This window comes from Chitinophaga sp. ARDCPP14, from assembly GCF_051362515.1.
GTDB lineage: Bacteria > Bacteroidota > Bacteroidia > Chitinophagales > Chitinophagaceae > Chitinophaga.
Window position 1 is genome coordinate 23,284 of sequence record NZ_JBKIXB010000019.1, and the last position, 20,937, is coordinate 44,220.

The following is a 20,937-nucleotide window of genomic DNA, read 5'->3' on the forward strand; positions in this document are numbered from 1 at the left end:
ATGAAAGTAAGAAGCGTATTAATCAAATGGATCATTGGAATGATCTTGCCATTTTCTGTTAGCGCGAATAGTATGGCGCCGGCTGAATATGATGTGGTAGTATACGGCGGCACCGCGTCGGGCGTAATGGCGGCGGTTACAGCGGCGCGTGAAGGGCTTAAAGTAGCCATACTGGAACCAAAGAAGCATCTCGGCGGCATGGTCACCGGCGGCCTTTCTGCGACTGATCTCGGGCGTAAAGACGTGATCGGCGGATATGCGAAAGAAGTATACCAGCGCTGCGGTAAATATTACGGTCTCACTGATACGGTTGCCTGGTTTCCTGAACCGCATGTAGCCGAAAAAATATTAAACGATATGGTGAAAGAAGCCAACGTGACCGTATTTTTTAATCACCGCCTGAAAGAAAAGAACGGCGTTAAAAAGAAAGAGGGAAAAATAACCGCGATTACCATGGAGAACGGCGCTTCTTTTTCTGCCAAAGTATTTATTGATGCCACCTATGAAGGCGACCTGATGGCGTTTTCAGGCGTATCGTATATCGTGGGCCGGGAAGCACAGAGTTTGTACGATGAGTATTCTGCCGGTATCAGGGAAGGCTCCGGTACCAGGAGCGCTTTTGAAAACGGGAAATTATTGCCTGGCATCCAGCCAACACCTCCGGGGCCAATAGGCGCCGGCGATAAGAAAACCCAGTCTTATAACTTCAGACTTTCCCTTACCAACAATAAAGCGAACCAGGTACCTTATCCTAAACCGGCCAAATATGATCCTGCCAGGTACATTGAACTTTATTATTCAACTATGGATGCCATTGAAAAACTGGGCGCTGCGGAAGCCGCTGCAAAGCTGTTCCCTGGCATGGGAAAAATCCCCAACAGTAAAGTAGATCTTAACATGGCGGATTATGTTGGTGGCAACTGGGATTATCCTGATGGTTCGTATAAGCGCAGGGCAGCAATATGGCAGGACCATATTGATTATGTAGCGGGGTATGTTTATTTCCTGGCAAATGATCCACGTTTGCCTGCCGAATTCAGGAATGTGTTTAATCAATGGGGATTATCGAAAGATGAATTTGCAGATAATAATAACTGGCCTTATGAGTTATATGTGCGTGAGGCCCGTCGCATGACTGGTGATTGGGTGATGACACAGAAAGATGTGATTTCAGAAATGCAGAAACCCGATCCAGTTGGCCTGGGCTCCTATGGCCTGGATGTGCATCGTGTGCAAGGGTACGCCGACAGTAAAGGCCGTCTCAAATATGAGGGCGGGTTACAACGTACCGAACCTGAACGGATGAAGCATATTCCTTACCAGATACCTTACCGCGTGCTGTTGCCAAAGAAAAAAGAAGCCGGCAATTTACTGGTAACCGTGTGTATATCGGTAAGTCATGTGGTATATGCCACCATCCGGATGGAGCCGCAGTATATGATCATGGGGCAGGCAGCAGGCGCAGCGGCGGCATTGGCTGTCAAGGAAAATAAAGCCGTGCAGGATGTGGATACGAAAGTATTGGGTAATAAATTAATAGCACAGGGAGCTAAGCTGGAGTCAAAAATAAAGCAACTCAGCGACTTGCCTGCACCAGCGTCAATAGACTAAAAATGCGAGTATTTATCTTTTTATTGCTGTTCTGGCTGCCGGCCCATGCTGGCTGGTGGCCAGGGCAAAAAGCGCCACGGTCAATTGTAATTGCTGCCATAAAACATCCTTCGGATATCCGTGAAATGAACCTGGCGCAATCTGTTGCCGGGCTGGCTGCACAGGCGCTGAATGAAGGCGCCGGCGATGAAGGTGTGTGGATTGAAACATCCAATCCCGACTACAGCGTTTATTTTCATTCACTGGTAGCAAGATTAAAGGCTAACGTGCCGGGTACGTTTACTCCCTGGCAACTGGTAGAAAGATACAAGGCCAGGGGAATTATCAAAGGTTACATCCTGTATGATTTCAACAGGAATGATAACTCCGTTAACCTTGCTACCATTTACGCTGCCCTTAAAAAAGGAGTGCTGATAGATATTACACAGGAAGCCATGGTCAGCAGTAAGGGGCTGAAAAAATTATATGATGCCACCAAAGCAGATTTTAAGGAAGCCACTCTTCATGCCTTACTGCCGGAGCTGAATCCCCATGCGCTGGTGATTGCCAACCCGGCTTATTCCAATAACAGGGATTACGCGATTGCGCAGAAAACTATGGTTTATTATGGCGTGGATACTATTTTCCAATCCATTATCAGGTGGGTGAAGCCGCTTTCTCCGGTAATAGGATGGAATAAGGGAGAAGAATTTAAACACGTAGAACCTTGCACCAGATGGGGTTTGATCAATACTGCTTCGGATTGGTGCATGAACCTGGCATTGTTATCGATACCGCCGGTAAATAAATTGCCGCAGATCCGGTCTCTTGATCCCCGGAAAATTAACTGGGAGGAGCAGCTAAACTATCATGCCTTTGTAATGAGCGACGGTGATAACATGCAGTGGACATTCGGCAATTTTATACACAATAAAGACTATTGGAGTAACCCCTATAATGAAGATATCCCGATGTCGTTTACCACTTGCGTGCTTAACCTTGCCCAGGCGGGCAGCGATGTATATACCTGCCTGGCGAAGTCCCAGCCCAAACACAACTCCATAGTGGAGTATGGCGCCGGCTATTATTACCCGGATCTCTTTGCCAGGTCAAGACCGGAACCAGCTAAGCTGCTCCGGGAATATGCCGGTATGATCAACACAGAGATGAAAAGAACCGGCGCAAAAGTTTTCGGATTTATCTGTAAAGATGTTTCGGGTGAGCAGGCGTTGGAAGCCTACAGGATCTATGGGGAAGAGATAGAAGACCTCACCGGTATGATAGCCGTACAGTATTCGCCTTATAATGGCGGTTATGGAAAAGTTTTCTGGGTGAAAAATAAAAAAGGAACAGAGATACCGGTAGTTACCTGTAAATACCAGCTATGGGCCAACCTGAGCAAGCAAGGCTCCGGTGATCCGGTGCCGCTGGCAGACTGGATAAACAACGACAACGCATCATCTTCTTCAGGAAGCAAACAACTGAACTGGACCATTGTACATGCCTGGTCGCATTTCAGCGACAGTGCCACACATCATTCCATTGTTACTAAAGATAAAAGCATTACTACCGCCCAACGCGGCGTAACACCGGTTAAATGGACAAAGGATCTCCTTGATAAAGGAACAAAGGTTGTTTCCATTGAAGAACTTTTATGGCGGATCAGGATGCAGCATAATCCTGCAGAAACCCGTAAAGTGGCCGGTATTCACCAATAATCAACTAAACATTATGCAAAAGAGTACAAAGGCAGGCCAGCTGCTTTCCATCCCGGTGATTGTAGCGGCGTTGGGTTATTTTGTTGACATCTACGATCTGCTGCTGTTCAGCATTGTGCGCATGCCGAGCTTAAGGGCCCTGCACGTGGCAGAAAATGAATTGATGGAAAAGGGTATTTACCTGATCAATATGCAGATGGCGGGGATGTTGCTCGGCGGCATTTTTTGGGGAGTATTGGGAGATAAGAAAGGACGACTGTCTGTATTGTTTGGCTCTATTCTTTTATACTCGGTGGCCAATATCCTGAATGGTTTTGTGACTACAGTAGATCAATATGCCCTGTTGCGTTTTATAGCGGGGATAGGGCTTGCGGGGGAACTGGGCGCCGGCATTACTTTGGTGGCGGAAATACTGCCAAAGGAAATACGCGGTTATGGTACCGCCATTGTAGCGTCAGTAGGTGTGCTGGGAGCAGTGCTGGCCTATTTTATAGCAGATCTTTTCGACTGGAAGATCGCTTATTTTATTGGCGGCGGACTGGGGTTGGCATTGCTTGTACTGCGGTTTAATGTATTTGAATCGGGTATTTTTAAAGAAGTAAAAAAAGCACAAAGATCACGCGGTAATTTCTTCTCCTTATTTTCTTCCGGTAAAATATTTTTTAAATACCTGAGATGTATTATGATCGGGTTACCTATCTGGTTCGTGATCGGGATCCTGATTACTTTTTCGCCGGAGTTCGGAAAGGCTATCGGTCTTACTACAGCTGTGGAAGCAGGAAAAGCGGTGATGTTCTGTTATATCGGGCTTTCGCTGGGAGATATGAGCAGTGGCTTGTTAAGCCAGTATTTAAAAAGCAGGAGAAAAACGGTGCTTATTTTTGTGATGCTCACCTGTGCGGCGATAGTTGTTTACTTAAGTCAGCGGTCGCAGAGTATTGTTGTCTTTTACTCACTGTGCGGTTTTCTGGGGTATGCCATTGGTTACTGGGCGTTGTTTGTAACGATTGCCGCAGAACAATTTGGTACCAATATGCGGGCAACGGTGGCCACTACGGTTCCCAATTTTGTACGTGGCAGCGTGAATATTTTTACGCCTGCATTCCTTTTGCTGAAAAATCATTCAGGCGTTACCGTTGCTGCGGGTATGGTGGGCATTATTACCATTATACTTGCGCTGCTGGCAGTATGGAAGATGGAAGAAACTTTCTCCAAAGATCTTAACTACACGGAATAAATTATTATCTCTTCAAAACATATATAATGAGGAAGAAAAACTTTCTTTTACTGGCGGGTCTTATTTTTTCGATAGCTGCAAAGTCGCAGGAAACGTATGATATATGCGTGTATGGCGGCACCTCCGGGGGTGTAATAGCGGCTTATACGGCGAAGAAAATGGGAAAGTCGGTATTGCTGATTGAGCCGGGGAAGCACCTTGGCGGCATGTCATCCGGCGGACTGGGATACACTGATATCGGCAACAAATATGCGGTTACCGGTTTGGGTATTGATTTTTACCGCAGGGTGGGTAAACATTACGGGCAGTTTGAGTCCTGGATATTTGAGCCGCATGTGGCAGAGGATGTATTTATGCAGTATATCAGGGAAGCCAATGTGCCGGTGCTTTACCAGTCGAAGATGGTGGCGGCGGTAAAGGAAAATGGTTTTATTAAGGAGATCTCAGTGGAGAGCACAGCGGCTCCATCGAAGCAACAAAAACATATCCGTGCAACCGTGTTTATTGACTGTTCCTATGAAGGTGACCTGATGGCAAGGGCCGGTGTATCTTATACGGTAGGAAGGGAATCTTCCGCTGTTTACAACGAATCGTACAATGGCGTGCAGGTGCAGCCTCCTGCTACACCGCAGCATGGTAACCAGGTACCCGACGGCGTAGACCCGTATAAGATACCCGGCAATCCATCCAGTGGCTTGCTGTGGGGCATCAGCAACGCCAGGCTGGCGCCAATAGGAAGCGGCGATAACCATGTGCAGGCTTATAATTTCCGGATCTGTTTAACCGACGATCCTGCTAATCTTATACCTATTACCCGCCCGGAAGATTATGATTCCAGCCGGTATGAAATATTGCCCCGCTATATAGCAAAGCTCACTACACCTAATGATATCCGGGAGATCCTGAAATTTGACCTGATGCCTAATCATAAAACAGACATCAACAATGGTGGCGGCTTTTCTACCGACATGATAGGCAGGAATTGGGAATATCCGGATGGAAATTACGCTACCAGGGAAAAAATCCAAAAGGAACATGAACTGTACAACAAGGGGCTGCTGTATTTTATCGGGCATGATCCCCGTATACCGGACAGTGTGCGCCGGTTTATGCTGAACTGGGGATACCCTAAAGATGAATACGCTGATAACAATCACTGGAGCCCGCAAATGTACATCAGGGAAGCCCGCAGAATGCGCGGCGTATATGTAATGACGCAGGCTAATTGTGAGCGGAAGGAAGTGGTAACGGATGGTATAGGGATGGCCGCATATGGCATGGATTCTCACAATACCCAGCGTCTTGTTATTAACGGGATGGTAAAGAATGAGGGAGATGTGGAAAAAGGCGGCGCCGGTCCGTATCCTATTGCTTACCGGTCACTGACGCCGAAAGAGAACGAATGTAAAAACCTGCTGGTGCCTGTTTGTTTGTCTGCCAGTCATATTGGTTATGGCTCCATAAGAATGGAACCGGTATTCATGGTACTGGGGCAGTCGGCCGCGGTGGCTGCTGCGTTTGCGGTTGACGGGCACACCACGGTGCAGCAGGTAGATGTAAAAAAGATACAGACATTGCTGGCTGCAAATCCATTGATGGATGGCAGCACGCCAGAGATCCTGGTGGATAATGATGATGCTGCCCATGTGGAAATCACCGGTAAGTGGTCGCTTAAAAAAGGAGGCACTTACGGTCCTTCTGCTCTTTATTCTTCTGAAAATGACGAGCCTAAATCCGTAAAATTTATACCGGAAGTGAAGAAAGGTGGAAACTATGACATCTATACCTATGTGTTGCCGCGGATAAATAATGTATCTCCCGCTACCAAAGTAATGGTATTTGATGGCAGTCAATCCAGGGAGATAACTATTGTTAAAGAGAAGGTGATTGTAAACGGTCAGACCAGCGGTGAATGGGTACATTTAGGGAAATTTAATCTGCCGGCAGGCAAAAAAGCCGGCATCACTATCTCCAATAAAGAAGCGGGTGGCGTGATTGTGGCGGATGCCGTATTACTGGTTCCCGGAAGATAGTATGCTTATACTACTCTCTTTCTTTATCTAAAATTTCAAATGATTGTTCTATCCTTTCGCCGTTTTCATCTACCAGTGTAATAATATGTTTCCCGGCTGCGGGGTGTAGCGCCATCTGGTGAAACTCTGTGGTAGCGCCTATGAAGTTGTTATCGAGGTGCCAGAATATTTTAGTGGCATTGTTCCGGTGAGTGGCGGTAAAGATGGTTTGACCAGGCTTTCCGTCGATTTCAACGGGCACGAATATACGCGCCCCTGGCCGGGGATAGATCAGTTCCATAGGCGCCTTATCCTGTCCCAGTGAGGCGAGGCAATCCGGCTTATACGGCGGCAGCTGCTGATAATAGTTTTTGCTGCGGTAGTAATACTCCTGTGAGGGAGGCAATACAAACCAGGATTTATGCTGCATGAGCGAGGGTGATTCGCAGGCTTCCGTTACGCGCCACTGGCCGGTTCTGTCGAGATGCACCAACTGGTGGTACGGACACACACCTGCCCTGATCCCGGCGGCCGGTACATAAATGGAATCTTTTTCATCGCATAGTTCGCCTGCACGGAAGCCGCTTTTGCGGCATACCTCAATTTTTTTCAGTTGCTGATAAGGCGTGTTAGACCAGCCGCTGGTATGCAATAAACGGAACACATCAAAGAGAATGGGCGCGGCGGTGGATACCCCTATCAGGCCGGGGCGGCCTTCTCCGTCGGCGTTTCCTACCCATACCCCTACTACATATTGCGGCGTTACGCCAATCGCCCATCCGTCCCGGAAGCCGAAGCTGGTGCCAGTTTTCCAGGCGATACGTTGGGAAGAGGAGAACTGCTGCCACAACAATTCTTCGCCCGGCCGCATCACTTCAGTCATTGCCTGAAAGGCGTACCAGATGGAGCCCGCATCCAGCAGGCCGTCTTTACTCAATCCGTATTTCGACGGGCGTTGGATATTAAGCCGGTAATTGGGAGGATGAATATCATCCATATCGTACTTACCTTTATATTGATCCATGTGTAGCAGTGTACGGGCCATGCTGGCATACATACCGCACATTTCCCACAGGGTGGTTTCGCCGCCGCCGAGGATCAGTGATAAGCCATAGTGGTCGGCTGGTTTGTTGAGGGTGGTGATGCCCATTTTTTGCAGCAGGGAATGAAACCGTTCGTAGCGGTATTGCTGCAACATACGTACGGCGGGGATATTGAGGGATCTGGCCAGCGCGCGGGAAGCCGGTACCGCGCCATCGTAACCGAGATCAAAGTTTTGCGGCGAATAGCCGGCTATCTGCGTAGGAATATCGGGGATCAGTGTATTGGGCAATATGAGGCCGTCGTTGAGCATGGCGGCATAGAGCACGGGCTTTAATGTACTGCCCGGACTTCTTCTCGCCTGCACAATATCTACATGACTTTCCAGCTCGGGATCTGAAGGGTGATAGATGTTGCCTACATACGCCAGGGTGTTACCGGTTTCTACGTCCAGTACCAATACAGCTGCATTATTGATGCCGTTCGCCTTATAAGCATTGTGATAACGTTCGGCGATGGCGGTGGCGTTATGTTGCAGGTCGGCCTGCAGGGTTGTTTTGATGCGGGTAGGTTCGTCCGTTTGCTGTTGCAGGTAATCACGGCGGAACAGGTCCAGCAGGTGCGGCGCTTCCTGTGGCAATGGTAAGGGCTGATCCGGCAGGGGTTCTAATTTCGCCAGCTGGCAGGTAATGCTGTCGATGGTGCGCTGGCGATATAATTTATTCAGCAGTTGATTTCGTTTATTCAGCAACGTTACCCTGTTGCGGCCGGGATGTACCAGCGCGGGACTGTTAGGTAATACCGCCAGTGCGGCCATTTCGCCCCACGACAATAAATCGGCCTTACGGCCATAATACCGCCAGGCGGCGGCTTCCAGTCCAACTACATTGCCCCCGAAAGGTGCATTAGCAGCATATAACGCGATAATCTTCTTTTTAGAGGCCGCAAATTCCAGCCGCGTGGCCAACACCGCTTCCATCATCTTTTGCCAGATATTGCGGGGCTGATTGCGCGACAAGCGAATAACCTGCATCGTGAGGGTGCTGCCACCGCTTACAACTTTTCTGTCACGGGCGTTTTGATTAATAGCCCGGCCTATGGCGATAGGATCTATGCCCCAGTGATAATAGAAACGTTTGTCTTCATATGCGACGATACACTTTTCAAATTTATCCGGCACATGTGCATTGTACGGAAACCGCCATTGGCCATCCGGTGCAATGCTGGCGTTCAGCAGATCGCCGTTGCTGTCTTCCAGCACATAGGAGGTTGGGCTGGTAAAGAGTTGTTTGGGTAAACAAAAATAGTAGGCAATGAGCACAACAGCGGCCGCTGCGAGCCACCACTTTTTTTTGATGCACCATTGTTTAAGGATATCAGGCTTCATTATTTTTTTATGCGCGTTCAAAGATAAGTTAACTTATTGTTTTGAACGGCTCGTATATCTGGTAGTCAGGGTGTAATCACAGGTTGCTCTCTACACATTACTTCTGCCCCTCTTCACCTTTAAAATCCCTGATGGTCTTTCCATCATAACGATACACTCCGTTTACAGATCCAAACCAAATACTTCCATCGTTAGCTTCCAGAATCCCAAAGAACATTGGGTTATACGTTATTTCGGTTACCGTTGGCCTCTGATCAGGCAAAGACCTTTGGTCATACCGGGAAAGTGCCCAGGCTTGATTGCGCAGGAACTTTCCGTCGTACCGGGGAACTGCCAAAGCCTGGCTATGATCCCTCTCTGAACTAGTCCAGATATTACCTTTTTTATCCTCAACTATATAACCAACAAACTTCTGTGTGAAATTTGTAAATGTACTGCCATCATAGCGCCAAAGACCATCAGATCCGCCAAGCCAGATATTACCTTTTTTATCTTCGATTATGGAACGAACATTCTTAAAAGGTTTGTCCTCATGGGTAAAAACGGAGAATGTTTTTCCATCATACACGAAAGTATTGCCTCTTGTAGCAAACCAAAACTTACCTGTTTTGTCTTCAATAATAGCAGTAACTTCATAAGGGGGCCTCTCCGGAAAAGTTTTCCCCGTCCGGTCCTCATTCATTACATCTCCATTGATGATATAATTCCGGAAGGATTTCCCATCGTAACGGCTTGCTCCTCCAAAAACACCGAACCAGATGTTGCCTTTTTTATCTTCATAAATACTACCAACATCATTATTGAGAAGTCTATCCCTGGTGGTGAAATTTTGAAAGGATTTCCCATCATAATAATAAACACCTGAACCAATAGAGCCGAACCACAAGTTGCCTTTACTATCTTCTAAAACAGAAAAAAAACGGGCCGTACTCACTTTACTGGTAATATTGGTAAAAGATTTTCCATCGTATCGAAAAACTCCCTCCCACGAGGCAATCCAGATGTTGCCCTTTCTATCTTGCATGATATTTCGGGTGATGGATGTAGGTCCGGTTTTAGGTTGTCCGTAGGAAACCTTAAAGATGCCTGCGACAATAAAGACGCCAAGGAAGATTGTCTGAATAATTGTTTTGTTAGATTTATACATCATTATGTCAATTTGTTATTGATAATGTATTTATATTGTATCAACCAGGTTGTCTTTCTGGTGGGCAACCAGCTCCACGATTTCGCCTTTGCGGGGCTCAAAGTTGATCCGGCGAAATTACTTTGATATCTTTCAGTACAGGGAGCTTGGATTGTAAATAAAATTGTAAACTTTGTAAATAATAACTTGACACTATGCACCTTGGTCAAAATCTCCTCCTGGGGAAACGCAAATACCTGTTGGGATTGATCCTATTCTTGTTTGTCTCCGTCATCTGCGTGGCTTTCATGATGGGTGGAAGTGACGATTTTGATATTTCCAGAAGGGAGGTTTTACTTCGCCGGATCGGACATGAACTACTTTTACAGTCGGGCGACAGTACCTCAAGGGTGCTCCCGGTAAAAAAGATCGCTGAAAATGAATACCGGATCACGTTTGAGAATGATCTTACTTTTCAACCGGACTCCCTGGTGAATACCACTCGGCGTTTGCTGGCCAAAGACCCGCTCGCACGTGATTATGTTGTTAATGTGCTGAACTGTAGCAACTCCAGTGTAGCCTATGGATACGCTATCTCCAAAAATACAAAAGATGATATTGTAACCTGTATGGGAAGAAAGCAGCCCAAAGGATGTTACATGATCAATGTTAAATTCAAACCGGTGGGTATAAATACTGCAAAGAATGGATATCTCCTGGGCAGCCTGCCGTTTTTAGCATTTGTTGGTTTTCTTTTTTTGAGATCTGTTAAGCCGCGGAGACCTTTACCTGAGAAAAGCGCTTTACCTGGGGATGATCAGGATACGGGCATCATTACTTTAGGTTCGGTTTTGTTTGATGCGAAGAATCGTAAGCTCATAATTGATGGAAAGACGATAGACTTAACCGGAACTGAAACCCGTGTTCTACAAATTTTCGCGTTGTCTCCTAACGAGACTATAGAGAGAAGCCGGCTGCAGAAAGAGATATGGGAAGATGAAGGTGTTATTGTAGGGCGTAGCCTGGATATGTTCATATCAAAGCTTAGAAAAAAACTGGAATTTGATCCGAATATCAAAATTGTGGTTATACGAGGAAAAGGATATAAGCTTGAAGTTAACTCTTAATAAAAATTCTCTCACCAATTTTCTCTTACCCGGGAATTGCTAAAACAAAAAAGCCCTGCATAACTGCAAGGCTTCTTTTCTAAGTCGGGGCGGCAGGATTCGAACCTGCGACCTCCTGCTCCCAAAGCAGGCGCGATACCGGGCTACGCTACGCCCCGTCTCCGACGCTATGTAGCGGGATGCAAATGTAGGAAATAAATATCCACAAAAACAAATCCTCCTGAAAAAAACTTCAGTGATGATATTCATTTATTGACAGGCGCACCGGAAAGTATATCCCTCACCGTTAGGCCGGGTAACAAACGGAATACGGGAATACTGATGCCGTATTTATTGCACAGTTCTTTAATGCTCCGGTCAATGAGTTCCGCGCTGTACCTGGAGGAGAAATGTCCGAGGATCAGCTGTTTTACGCGGATATGGCTTACCATATCCATCACTTCTTCCAGTTTGCTGTGCTTATTCTTATGCGCTACTATTTTCACATCCCCTTCACTGGCTAGAAACGTAGCTTCATGGATCAGGATATCGGTGCCATCCCAGCGTTCCATATCCTGCACAGGCGTATCGCCCGAATAGCCAACCAGGTTGGTTCTTACTTCCATTGTGGTGCTTTCTTTTCCTCGCTCCATAATGATTTGCCGGATCGTTTCGGGGGGAAGCGCTGCCAGCTCCGGCTTCACTTTTTGTTTCACCTGCATTACCTTATAGCTCAGGCTCCGGATGATGTGCGCATCGGTAGTTACATGTTCGTTACGCACAGGAATAACCACTACATCGTCTTTTACCCATATTTCATCGCCCGGCGCTACCGCCCTCCATTGTGTACTGGCAATATGAGGATCAAAATTTTTGGAGAATGCTTCCATCGCCGGAAAAGAACTGCTGTCCCTTGGATAACAGATTACCGGCAGTCCATCCCGTGCATTCAGCTGGTTTAGCTGCAGCAGGCCCGTTAAATGATCCCTGTCCGCATGAGAAATAAATACATAGTTGATCTTCCTGCTTTTTTGCAAAAGTGCAGCCGTTAATCCATCTCCCGCATCCATTAAAATACCCAGTTCTTCCAGGAAGTACCAGGTGGAAAATAAGGCGGTAGAGTAGCCTGATATCGTTAGCTTCATCAGTGGTTCTTAGTTATGTTATAAAGATAGACATATTTCACAGACTCTCCACCAGTAGGTATAACGACAAATCTGATATGGTTAAAATAAACAAAACTGAATCTGTTTTATTTGCCTTTTATAGCTGAATTTTACGGTCTCAATATTTGTTCTATGATGCAGATAATTAACAGTACACAGGAAGATATCGATGTAATCTTTAGTCTTTATGAAGCCGGCACACAACTTCAAAAGAAAATTGCACAGAAGCACTGGGAGGGATTTGACCAGGCGCTGGTGGAAACAGATATCCGTGAAAAGAGGTTATGGAAGATAATGGAGGACGACCGGATTGCCTGCATCTTTTCTCTTACATTCCAGGATCCCTTTATCTGGAAAGAGAAAGATCAAGATCCGGCCATTTACATTCACCGTATCGCCACTCATCCGGACTTCAGGGGCAATGGTTATGTAAAGCATATTGTACGGTGGGCCAGGGAATATGCGGTAAGTATCGGGAAAAACTATATCAGGATGGATACCGGCAGCGGCAATGATAAGCTGAATAACTATTATGTAAGCTGTGGCTTTAATTATCTTGGCGTGGTGGCGCCGGTGGCGAGCGATGAGTTACCTGCGCATTATAAGGGGGGGACTTCCAGCTTGTTTGAAATAGTGCTGTAAGGCGGTTATGAGAGTATACATAATTAAAAAAGGCTTTCCGTAAACGGAAAGCCTTTTAAATGCTAAGTCGGGGCGGCAGGATTCGAACCTGCGACCTCCTGCTCCCAAAGCAGGCGCGATACCGGGCTACGCTACGCCCCGAAATCCCTTCTTAGTCCGCATCTTCTGCATTAACAGCTGCCCTTGCGGCAATACCTTTGCTTCAATTGCGGAGTGCAAATGTAGGAAAATGTTTAACATAAAAACAAATTTTTTTAACAAAAAGACGCAAAATATAATAGAATGCCCTGCTACGCTGGATTACACGAGGTGACAATTTTCTCAAGAAAGTAACAAACCTGTGAAATAAGATCGCTCAAAGCGCATCCCTTTCCGGAAAAATTTATTCGGTACGCAAGCTTTTTACCGGATTGGACCTGGCCGCTTTGATCGATTGGTAGCTGACGGTTATAAAGGAGATGACAATGGCAATAACACCAGCCAACGCGAAAAACCACCAGCGGATGCTGATATGATAGGCAAAATTCTGCAGCCATTTATTCATTACCCACCACGCCACGGGGAAGGCGATCAGCAAAGCAAATACCACCAGCTTTAAAAAATCTTTCGACAACATCCCTACAATACCCGCTACGCTGGCGCCCAGCACTTTCCTGACCCCGATTTCCTTAATACGTTTTTGTGTGGCAAAAGTAGCGAGGCCGAAAAGTCCCAGGCAAGACACCATTACAGATAACACAGAGAAAATATTGAAAAGCTTTCCCATGCGCTGCTCGGCGAGGTATAAGCGCGACAGGTCTTCATTTACAAAACCGAAAGAAAATGGGAAATCGATATATACCTGCTGAAATACTTTTTTCATCGTCGCCAGGCTTTGCTGCATATTGGCAGCCGTAGTCCGCTGTACAATATACCCTGTGTTCCCGTTAAAATTGCCGGAACTGCCGTTCCTGATAATCAGCGGTTGTATGGGCTGTTGCACTGGCTTGAAGTTAAAATCTTTTACTATTCCTATGACAATGCCTGTACGGCTATCCATGGTTATTCTCGTTCCCAGCGCAGTTTCCACGTTTAGCTTCATTGCTTTTATGGCCGTTTCATTGAGCACATAGTTATTTTCATCTCCTTTAAAATCTTTGGAAAAAAACCTGCCGGCCTTTAACTGCATCCTGAAAGTATGCACAAAATGATCATCCACCCACATTTGCGGAAATACCAGGTTTGCCTGTGGGTCCTTTCCTTCCCATTCAACCGAACGGGTACCGGTGGGCAGATCTGTAGGCAGGTGACTGATAAAAGTATAATCATCTATCTCCGGATACTGGCTCATTACAGCTTTCAGCGCCACCTGGTTCCGCTGCAGGTCGCCCAGGCGGGGAATCGGTACATACAGGAGGTTTTCCTTGTTGTAACCGATATCCATGGTCCGGATAAAGTGTAGTTGTTTATACACTACAATAGTGCTCACTATCAGGATCACTGCAATGGAGAATTGCACGATGATCAGGCTGTTCCTGAAAAACGTTTTCCTGCCATGCAGCATCTTTACACCTTTCAGCACTTTCACCGGGTTAAAAGAAGAAAGGAACAGCGCGGGGTAACTTCCGGAAAGCAAACCTACACCTATTGCTATTCCTAAAAGACCCGCCATGAATTTTATATTCAACAGGTTAATGGAGATGGATTTCGCTGCCAGCTGGTTGAACAATGGTATCAATGCCCATGCTATCACCAGCCCGATAATCAGGGAGATAAAAGATAATAATAACGCCTCACTTAAAAACTGCATTACAAGTTGCGACCGCAAAGCGCCCACTGTTTTACGCATCCCTACTTCTTTGGCCCGTTGCCCGGACAAAGCAGTGGACAGGTTCATAAAATTGATGCCGGCAATCAGTAAAATAAAAACCGCGATCAGGGAAAAGATCTTTACTTGTTGATAGTTACCCTGGCCGGCTACATCGAGCATCAGGCGGGAGCGCAGATGCACATCCTTTAGCGGCTGAACGTACAGGAATCCATTTGTTTTCGTTATATCCAGGCGGCGGTAAAGCGCCTGGATCTGCTGCTGTAACGATGCCAGGGCTGCTGGTGTGCCACTGAAATGATCATCCATCAGCAGGTAAGTATATACATCAAAATTACCCCATCCCTGTTCCAGGTTGATGGTTCTTTCATAGAGCTGAATGGGAAGCAACATATCAAACTGCAGGTGCGAATTACGGGGAATATCTTTCAGTACACCCGTTACCAGCAGGTTATTGCCATTGTAATCATTGTCAATGTGCAGGGTTTTGCCCATGGCATTTTCCGGGCTGCCAAAGTACTTCTTTGCACTGCTGGCGGTGAGTACCACGCCATCGGGCCTGGAGAGCAGGCTGGACGCGTCTCCCAGCAAAAGGGGATAATCGAAGATGCGGAGAAAATTACTGTCGGCGTAGTAAATGTTTTTCTCCTCATACTTTTGATTATTTACTGTTACCATGCTTTGCAGGGCGGCCAGCCGGGTGGCGTTCTTTACGCCCGGAACAGCTTCCCTGATGGCCATTGCAGCCGGTACCGGCACCACTGCTGCTGCTATATCCCCTACACGGGCCGTTAGGCGGTAAATATGCCCGGCATTGGTGTTAAAGCGGTCGTAGCCCAGTTCATCCTGCACCCACAGGAAAATAAGAATGCTGCAGGCCATGCCTGTAGCTAATCCAAAAATATTGAGGCCGGAAAATAATTTATTCCTGAAAAGGTTTCTGAAGGCTGTTTTCAGATAACTTTTGAACATACGGGTGTAAGATTGATCTGTTTTGTGAAAAGCCAACAAGGTGCCAGATATGAAATATCTTTATGCTAGATAATTATACTTTAAAGTATTTATAATGTGTCCGGTTTTAAACCATAAAATGTTCATTTTTAAAGCTGTTTTGTCAGCAGATTGCCGGCATAATCCGCTGCAAAAATCTGCCTCTTAATTTCCGCAAAAAATATTTGTCCAATAGTCCGGATGTCATTCGTCATAAGGTCGTAAACAACATCATTCAACGTTAAAATTCAGAAAAATGAAAGAATTCATGATGATCTTCCGACATGCACCGGACCCCAACCGGGTGATAAGCCCCGGGCAAATGCAGGCCATCCTCCGGCAGCGGCAGGACTGGATCGGCGGTATCGCCGCACAGGGGAAGTTTTAAGCACTGGTCAACTGGGGCAGGAGGCAAAAACGCTCCGGGCCGATAACGTGATCACCGACGGCCCTTATGCAGAAGTAAAGAAAATAGTAGGCGGTACCTGATTGTAAAGGCCACTTCACTGGAAGAAGCGATGCAGCTGGTTGATGGCTGTCCTATTCTTCTTGCAGGCGGCCATGTGGAAGTAAGGGACATTATAAAAATGAATTAACACAATCATCAGGTCCGGTGTATAACGATCTTCTTCCTCAACTATTCAAAACAGAGTACAGCAAAATTATTGCTGTACTCTGTAAACTATTTGGCCTTCCGCACATGGAAACGGCCTAAAAACAAAACAAAAGATTACCTCAGAAGAAATAAAATTTTCAGCGAAAAGATAGCTGCCGATCTGAAACTGCACCGGCCACCACCGGAGGAAATTGATATTGATCTCTCCGCCGCCAATATTCAGGACAGCCAGTTGAAAATGATGTTTGCCATCTGTCACCCGGCTATCCCTGCGGAAGCCCGGATAGGGCTTTCTCTCCGTATCCTGTGCGGCTTTGGTATCGAGGAAATAGCGGCCACTTTTTTAACCGGCAAGGAAACGATCAACAAAAGATTGTTCAGGGCAAAGGAAAAGCTGAGAACAGAAAAAATAAACATCGAATTGCCGGAAGAAGCGGATATCGCCCAACGGCTGGATAATGTGCTGACCACTATCTACCTGTTGTTTAATGAAGGCTATTATTCCACTACGCAACACCAGGTGCTGCGCAAAGAGTTGTGCCTGGAAGCTATGCGGCTGAATTATTTTCTGTTGGAAAATACGCCTACCAATACGCCAGCCGTAAATGCATTGATGTCGCTGATGTGTTTCCACGCCTCTCGGTTTGAAGCCAGGACCAGTGATTCCGGCGCGTATATTTTATATGAAGAACAAGACCGCAGTCTGCCGGCATCGATGATGGAAAGGCGCTGCAATATTTTGCCAGCGCTTTGCAACTGGCAAAAACGGCTGCCGATAAAAATATTATTTCGCAATACATGCATAAAATCAGGAGCAATTCCACGGGTAAATAGTCTCTTTATTTTTGGACTTACGGTTATCCTGCTATGTCAAATAAATCAGTCTTTTACCGGCTAAAATCCTTGCATTACCGGGAGCATTTTCGTATCTTCGTTGCTGCTTACCGGAAGCCATCAGACAGTCTTTTTTAATCGTAAAACAGCTACTTTTTTTGCCACTCAGCCGGTGGTTATTGCCCGGTTGTTTTCAACTGCTTTTATTGCATGTAAAAACGGTATCTCCGGATACAGGAGGGGATTATTTGCTTTTAAAGTAGCAGTGGCAGGAAGAATAATCATATGGAAGAACAAATTATTACAGAGAAGCCGGCGTTTAGAGAAGCGCTTAAATTCTGGTTTAAATTAGGATGGATAAGTTTTGGAGGTACCGCCGGCCACATTGCCATTATGCATGATTATTTAGTGGACCGGAAAAAGTGGATCAGCAACAGTAAGTTTCTGCATGCCCTGAATCATTGTATGATCCTGCCCGGACCGGAAGCACAGCAATTATCCATTTATATCGGGTGGTTGCTGCATGGCAGAAAAGGGGGGCTTGCCGCCGGTATCTTGTTTGTATTGCCATCGATGTTCATTTTACTTGGGCTAAGCATTATTTACGTGCTCTTTGGCAATATCCCGTGGGTAACCGCTATGTTCGCCGGATTAAAGCCTGCTGTGATTGCCCTCATCCTTATCGCCATGTTCAGGATCGGGCAGAAAGCGTTACACGGACCACTGCATTACGGCGTGGCGGCGCTGGCATTTGTATGTATTTTCTTCTTCAATATTTCCTTACTGGCCATCATTGGCGGCGTAGTTGTTATTGGTATCGTCACGCGCATGATATGGCCCACCGCATTACAACACCAGGAAAAAAATACAGCAACAACCGGAGATGAAGAACATATGTATGTGCTGAATAAAAACACCGTATCGCCCGGAGAAGGCTTCCAGGCACGGCGGCTCCTGAAATTACTGGGTATTGCCTTTATCGCCTGGCTGCTTCCGTTTGGACTGTTTTTGTTGTTTTTCAGCGACTTTACTTTCTGGAAAAATATGGGGTTGTTCTTCACACAAACCGCGTTTGTGACTGTAGGCGGCTCGTATACGGTGCTGCCTTATGTGGCGCAATACAGTGTTACAAAACTGCACTGGCTCAGTAAGCTACAGATGATCGATGGTTTTGCACTGGCGGAAACAACACCCGGTCCGCTCATCATTGTATTATCATTCGTGGGTTTTATGGCCGGTTATAACCATTTTGGCGGCTCTTTGTGGATGGGTACAGCCGGACTGCTCGCTACTACCTACTTTACCTTTTTGCCCTGTTTCCTTATGATTTTCGCCGGGGCTCCCCTGATTGAGAAAACGCACGGTATTGACATCATCGAAGGCATTCTTGGATTAATTACCGCCGCTGTAGTGGGTGTGATACTAAATCTTACTTTATATCTCGGGAAAGATGTGATTTTTCCGGGTGGCATTTTATTCAGCAAGCCGGATATCCTGGCGCTGGTATGGATGATCGTATCATTGGTGCTGATGCTGAGGTTTAAAATGAATATTTTATACCTGATTGGGTTGAGTGTATTGTATGGAGTGTTTCATTATTTGTTATACCCTTAAGGGTATAACAAATTTTCATTCGTCACTTCTGCTTTCTTAACTCATCCAGCGCCAATGCCGTCAGGTCTTCTGTTATTTTCGTCGGTGAATTACAATCACAGTTACTCATTCCAATTACGTAAATATCTTCACCGGGAATATAAACGCCCATTGTTTTGAACCCGAATATACTGCCGCCATGTTCCCTGGCCGGCATCCCTTTTATTTCCCTGATGTGCCAGCCATACCCATAGGCAAACTCTTCTCCAGTGTTCAATTTATACTTCGTAAAAGCCTTTTGGGTTGTTGCTGCATTGAGTAACAGATGCTGATTCAAAGCATTCTGCCATTTCAGCATATCGCCGGTGGTGGACATGAGCGAACCAGATGAAAAAGGAACACTGAAACTGATCATCGTTTTATTCACGTATCCATATTCCTTTTTGTGATACCCGTATGCTCTTTTTTTGATGATTTGTCTGTCGCTGCAGTAGTAAGATTGACTCATCCCAACTTTATCGAAAATATGTTTCCCGATAAAATCCTTATATGTCTCTCCGGAAACCAATTCTATGATATATCCCAGCAGCACATACCCCGAATTATTATACGCAAACCTTTCTCCCGGTGCAAAATCAGCTGGTTCGCTTTTGAAAAAATTGACCATCATTTCAGGACTCATATCTTTCTGCGCAATCGTCGAAAGAGATTTCATGCTGGTGAAGTCCTTAATGCCTGAAGTATGGGTCAATAAATGATGGATCGTTATTTTATTTCCCGAAGGATAATCGGCTATGTATTTGGAGACAGGATCCTTTACACTTAATTTACCTTGTTCCTCTAACATGAGAATCGCTACAGCCGTAAATTGTTTGGTCATGGAACCCAACTGGAACACGTTCTCCGGCGTTAAATTCACGTCTGATTCCAGGTTAGCCTTGCCGAACGCTTTCTGATAAATGGGCTTCCCATTTTGAGCAACCATAAATACAGCACCGGGGCCATCTTTGTCATTGAATAATGTTAGAATCAAACTATCCATCCTGCTTTCAAGGCTTTGTGCTGAAGCAATATTGAGCGAAGTGCAAATTATCAGCGATAGTAACAATAGGGTATGGATCAACTTTACTCTAGTCATTGAGATTTGTTAAATGTGTCCTGAATCAATGCGCCTGGCATTGATTTTAAAAATACACGAATGAGTCCAATGATCTATGAAAATGTTACGTAAGTGGAAATATTTGGGATGAAAAGGATCAAAACCATGCAGCAGACATTATCTAAAGGCTTTTAACTATGTGCTAAATCTTTCGATTTATTTAACGGGCTATGAGGGGCAAAGTTCGAACCTGTTTAATGAAAATTTACGAGAGATTATTTGCTATTTAATGAATAGTCGATAATATTACTAATTGAACTTATTTATCAAGTAACTAACACAATCCGACTTATGAAATATTTATTTAGTTTTCTCTTCTTGCTCTACGCAATCACTACTCTAGGACAAGCATCCTTTCCTAAGGGGTTTAAATTAATAAAAGGTGACAATACTACCGGAGAAGACGATAGGTACTCTAATGGGAAAGATGTTTTTCAAATGCATTTCTTTTTCAGAGCATATGACAGCGATTACAACTGGAACGATGATAACTATAAAAAATTCATGGCAGAAGCCTTTGGCTACCCAATGTATCGAACTACAGACAGTCTCTTGTGGGGCACAGGAAAAATTGGCGAGTATTATTCCTACGTAGTCGTAGACTGGCACGGTGAAATATTTGAGCTTGTTTCCGATTACAATGATGCAGACTTTTCCTTCTATTCAAAATGGCTTCTTTCTTCTATAAGAGCGTATCGTAAAAAAGGAAAAGTATTTATGTTCCCGACGAGGTACCATTTGTATTACAAGCCCAGGGTTTAACTATAAGCCTAAACAGATTAAGTTATTTTGTCAGGGTACTATGTTTGGAATTAAAAAGCCTCTAAATCTTTCGCTTCTTTCATGAAATGATAGTCTTTTTACAAAGACTAGTTGTCTTCATGTAACAACATTGAAGTAAATACTTCTTGCA

General features: G+C 45.5%; 15 protein-coding genes and 2 tRNA genes. 10 read left to right on the forward strand and 7 right to left on the reverse strand.

Annotation, left to right across the window (positions count from 1 at the left end; all coding sequences use genetic code 11):
• Genes ACLHR0_RS30955 through ACLHR0_RS30970 form a run of 4 tightly spaced genes read left to right on the forward strand, consistent with a single transcriptional unit; the run spans position 1 to position 6,578 of the window.
• Positions 1-1,611: an FAD-dependent oxidoreductase gene (locus ACLHR0_RS30955; RefSeq protein WP_436491625.1), complete on the forward strand. Its 1,611-nt coding sequence runs from the start codon at positions 1-3 to the stop codon at positions 1,609-1,611.
• Positions 1,612-1,613: 2 nt separating this feature from the next.
• Positions 1,614-3,308: a hypothetical protein gene (locus ACLHR0_RS30960; RefSeq protein ID WP_436491626.1), complete on the forward strand. Its 1,695-nt coding sequence runs from the start codon at positions 1,614-1,616 to the stop codon at positions 3,306-3,308.
• Positions 3,309-3,321: 13 nt separating this feature from the next.
• The gene (locus tag ACLHR0_RS30965) at positions 3,322-4,545 is read left to right on the forward strand and encodes an MFS transporter (RefSeq protein ID WP_436491627.1); all 1,224 of its coding nucleotides are present in this window, start codon (positions 3,322-3,324) and stop codon (positions 4,543-4,545) included.
• Between the two features lie 26 nt (positions 4,546-4,571).
• Entirely contained in the window at positions 4,572-6,578 is a 2,007-nt protein-coding gene (locus ACLHR0_RS30970) for an FAD-dependent oxidoreductase (protein ID WP_436491628.1), read from the forward strand.
• Positions 6,579-6,588: 10 nt separating this feature from the next.
• Here ACLHR0_RS30970 and pbpC read toward each other — a convergent pair whose 3' ends face one another.
• Positions 6,589-8,985 carry a penicillin-binding protein 1C gene (pbpC, locus tag ACLHR0_RS30975; protein ID WP_436491629.1) on the reverse strand — a complete coding sequence of 799 codons (2,397 nt, stop codon included), beginning with the start codon at positions 8,983-8,985 and terminating at the stop codon, positions 6,589-6,591.
• A 97-nt stretch (positions 8,986-9,082) separates the two neighbouring features.
• Positions 9,083-10,135 (reverse strand): ligand-binding sensor domain-containing protein, encoded by a 1,053-nt coding sequence (locus ACLHR0_RS30980; protein ID WP_436491630.1) that lies wholly within the window; start codon positions 10,133-10,135, stop codon positions 9,083-9,085.
• A 191-nt stretch (positions 10,136-10,326) separates the two neighbouring features.
• On the opposite strand from ACLHR0_RS30980, the gene ACLHR0_RS30985 reads away from it, so the two are divergent.
• Positions 10,327-11,238 (forward strand): winged helix-turn-helix domain-containing protein, encoded by a 912-nt coding sequence (locus ACLHR0_RS30985; RefSeq protein WP_436491631.1) that lies wholly within the window; start codon positions 10,327-10,329, stop codon positions 11,236-11,238.
• 84 nt (positions 11,239-11,322) lie between these two features.
• Here ACLHR0_RS30985 and ACLHR0_RS30990 read toward each other — a convergent pair.
• A tRNA-Pro gene (locus tag ACLHR0_RS30990) sits at positions 11,323-11,396 on the reverse strand.
• Between the two features lie 87 nt (positions 11,397-11,483).
• The gene (locus tag ACLHR0_RS30995) at positions 11,484-12,362 is read right to left on the reverse strand and encodes an MBL fold metallo-hydrolase (protein ID WP_436491632.1); all 879 of its coding nucleotides are present in this window, start codon (positions 12,360-12,362) and stop codon (positions 11,484-11,486) included.
• A 153-nt stretch (positions 12,363-12,515) separates the two neighbouring features.
• On the opposite strand from ACLHR0_RS30995, the gene ACLHR0_RS31000 reads away from it, so the two are divergent.
• Positions 12,516-13,025, forward strand: coding sequence for a GNAT family N-acetyltransferase (locus tag ACLHR0_RS31000; RefSeq protein ID WP_436491633.1), 510 nt, complete (start codon positions 12,516-12,518; stop codon positions 13,023-13,025).
• A gap of 67 nt (positions 13,026-13,092) precedes the next feature.
• On the opposite strand, the gene ACLHR0_RS31005 is transcribed toward ACLHR0_RS31000, so the two are convergent.
• Both ACLHR0_RS31005 and ACLHR0_RS31010 read right to left on the reverse strand, forming a co-directional pair.
• A tRNA-Pro gene (locus ACLHR0_RS31005) sits at positions 13,093-13,166 on the reverse strand.
• A 241-nt stretch (positions 13,167-13,407) separates the two neighbouring features.
• On the reverse strand, positions 13,408-15,804 hold the full coding sequence (locus ACLHR0_RS31010; RefSeq protein WP_436491634.1) for an ABC transporter permease: 2,397 nt from the start codon (positions 15,802-15,804) through the stop codon (positions 13,408-13,410).
• A gap of 274 nt (positions 15,805-16,078) precedes the next feature.
• On the opposite strand from ACLHR0_RS31010, the gene ACLHR0_RS31015 reads away from it, so the two are divergent.
• The 3 genes from ACLHR0_RS31015 to chrA all read left to right on the forward strand — a co-directional run bounded on the left by ACLHR0_RS31015 (position 16,079) and on the right by chrA (position 18,886).
• Positions 16,079-16,210: a hypothetical protein gene (locus tag ACLHR0_RS31015; RefSeq protein WP_436491635.1), complete on the forward strand. Its 132-nt coding sequence runs from the start codon at positions 16,079-16,081 to the stop codon at positions 16,208-16,210.
• Between the two features lie 298 nt (positions 16,211-16,508).
• The gene (locus ACLHR0_RS31020) at positions 16,509-17,336 is read left to right on the forward strand and encodes an RNA polymerase sigma factor (protein ID WP_436491636.1); all 828 of its coding nucleotides are present in this window, start codon (positions 16,509-16,511) and stop codon (positions 17,334-17,336) included.
• A gap of 221 nt (positions 17,337-17,557) precedes the next feature.
• Positions 17,558-18,886, forward strand: coding sequence for a chromate efflux transporter (gene chrA / locus ACLHR0_RS31025; protein ID WP_436491637.1), 1,329 nt, complete (start codon positions 17,558-17,560; stop codon positions 18,884-18,886).
• Between the two features lie 22 nt (positions 18,887-18,908).
• On the opposite strand, the gene ACLHR0_RS31030 is transcribed toward chrA, so the two are convergent.
• Positions 18,909-20,003, reverse strand: coding sequence for a serine hydrolase domain-containing protein (locus ACLHR0_RS31030; protein WP_436491638.1), 1,095 nt, complete (start codon positions 20,001-20,003; stop codon positions 18,909-18,911).
• Positions 20,004-20,315: 312 nt separating this feature from the next.
• Here ACLHR0_RS31030 and ACLHR0_RS31035 point away from each other — a divergent pair, with 312 nt between their 5' ends.
• Entirely contained in the window at positions 20,316-20,786 is a 471-nt protein-coding gene (locus tag ACLHR0_RS31035) for a hypothetical protein (protein WP_436491639.1), read from the forward strand.
• The last annotated feature ends 151 nt before the right edge of the window (positions 20,787-20,937 follow it).

Excerpts from the sequence above, each read along its gene's own strand:
- chrA (WP_436491637.1), top strand. The coding sequence starts at position 17,558 with ATGGAAGAACAAATTATTACAGAGAAGCCGGCGTTTAGAGAAGCGCTT.
- ACLHR0_RS31000 (WP_436491633.1), top strand. The coding sequence starts at position 12,516 with ATGATGCAGATAATTAACAGTACACAGGAAGATATCGATGTAATCTTT.
- ACLHR0_RS30965 (WP_436491627.1), top strand. The coding sequence starts at position 3,322 with ATGCAAAAGAGTACAAAGGCAGGCCAGCTGCTTTCCATCCCGGTGATT.
- ACLHR0_RS30970 (WP_436491628.1), top strand. The coding sequence starts at position 4,572 with ATGAGGAAGAAAAACTTTCTTTTACTGGCGGGTCTTATTTTTTCGATA.
- pbpC (WP_436491629.1), bottom strand. The coding sequence starts at position 8,985 with ATGAAGCCTGATATCCTTAAACAATGGTGCATCAAAAAAAAGTGGTGG.
- ACLHR0_RS30985 (WP_436491631.1), top strand. The coding sequence starts at position 10,327 with ATGCACCTTGGTCAAAATCTCCTCCTGGGGAAACGCAAATACCTGTTG.
- ACLHR0_RS30995 (WP_436491632.1), bottom strand. The coding sequence starts at position 12,362 with ATGAAGCTAACGATATCAGGCTACTCTACCGCCTTATTTTCCACCTGG.
- ACLHR0_RS31010 (WP_436491634.1), bottom strand. The coding sequence starts at position 15,804 with ATGTTCAAAAGTTATCTGAAAACAGCCTTCAGAAACCTTTTCAGGAAT.
- ACLHR0_RS30960 (WP_436491626.1), top strand. The coding sequence starts at position 1,614 with ATGCGAGTATTTATCTTTTTATTGCTGTTCTGGCTGCCGGCCCATGCT.
- ACLHR0_RS31035 (WP_436491639.1), top strand. The coding sequence starts at position 20,316 with ATGAAATATTTATTTAGTTTTCTCTTCTTGCTCTACGCAATCACTACT.
- ACLHR0_RS31030 (WP_436491638.1), bottom strand. The coding sequence starts at position 20,003 with ATGACTAGAGTAAAGTTGATCCATACCCTATTGTTACTATCGCTGATA.
- ACLHR0_RS30955 (WP_436491625.1), top strand. The coding sequence starts at position 1 with ATGAAAGTAAGAAGCGTATTAATCAAATGGATCATTGGAATGATCTTG.
- ACLHR0_RS31015 (WP_436491635.1), top strand. The coding sequence starts at position 16,079 with ATGAAAGAATTCATGATGATCTTCCGACATGCACCGGACCCCAACCGG.
- ACLHR0_RS30980 (WP_436491630.1), bottom strand. The coding sequence starts at position 10,135 with ATGATGTATAAATCTAACAAAACAATTATTCAGACAATCTTCCTTGGC.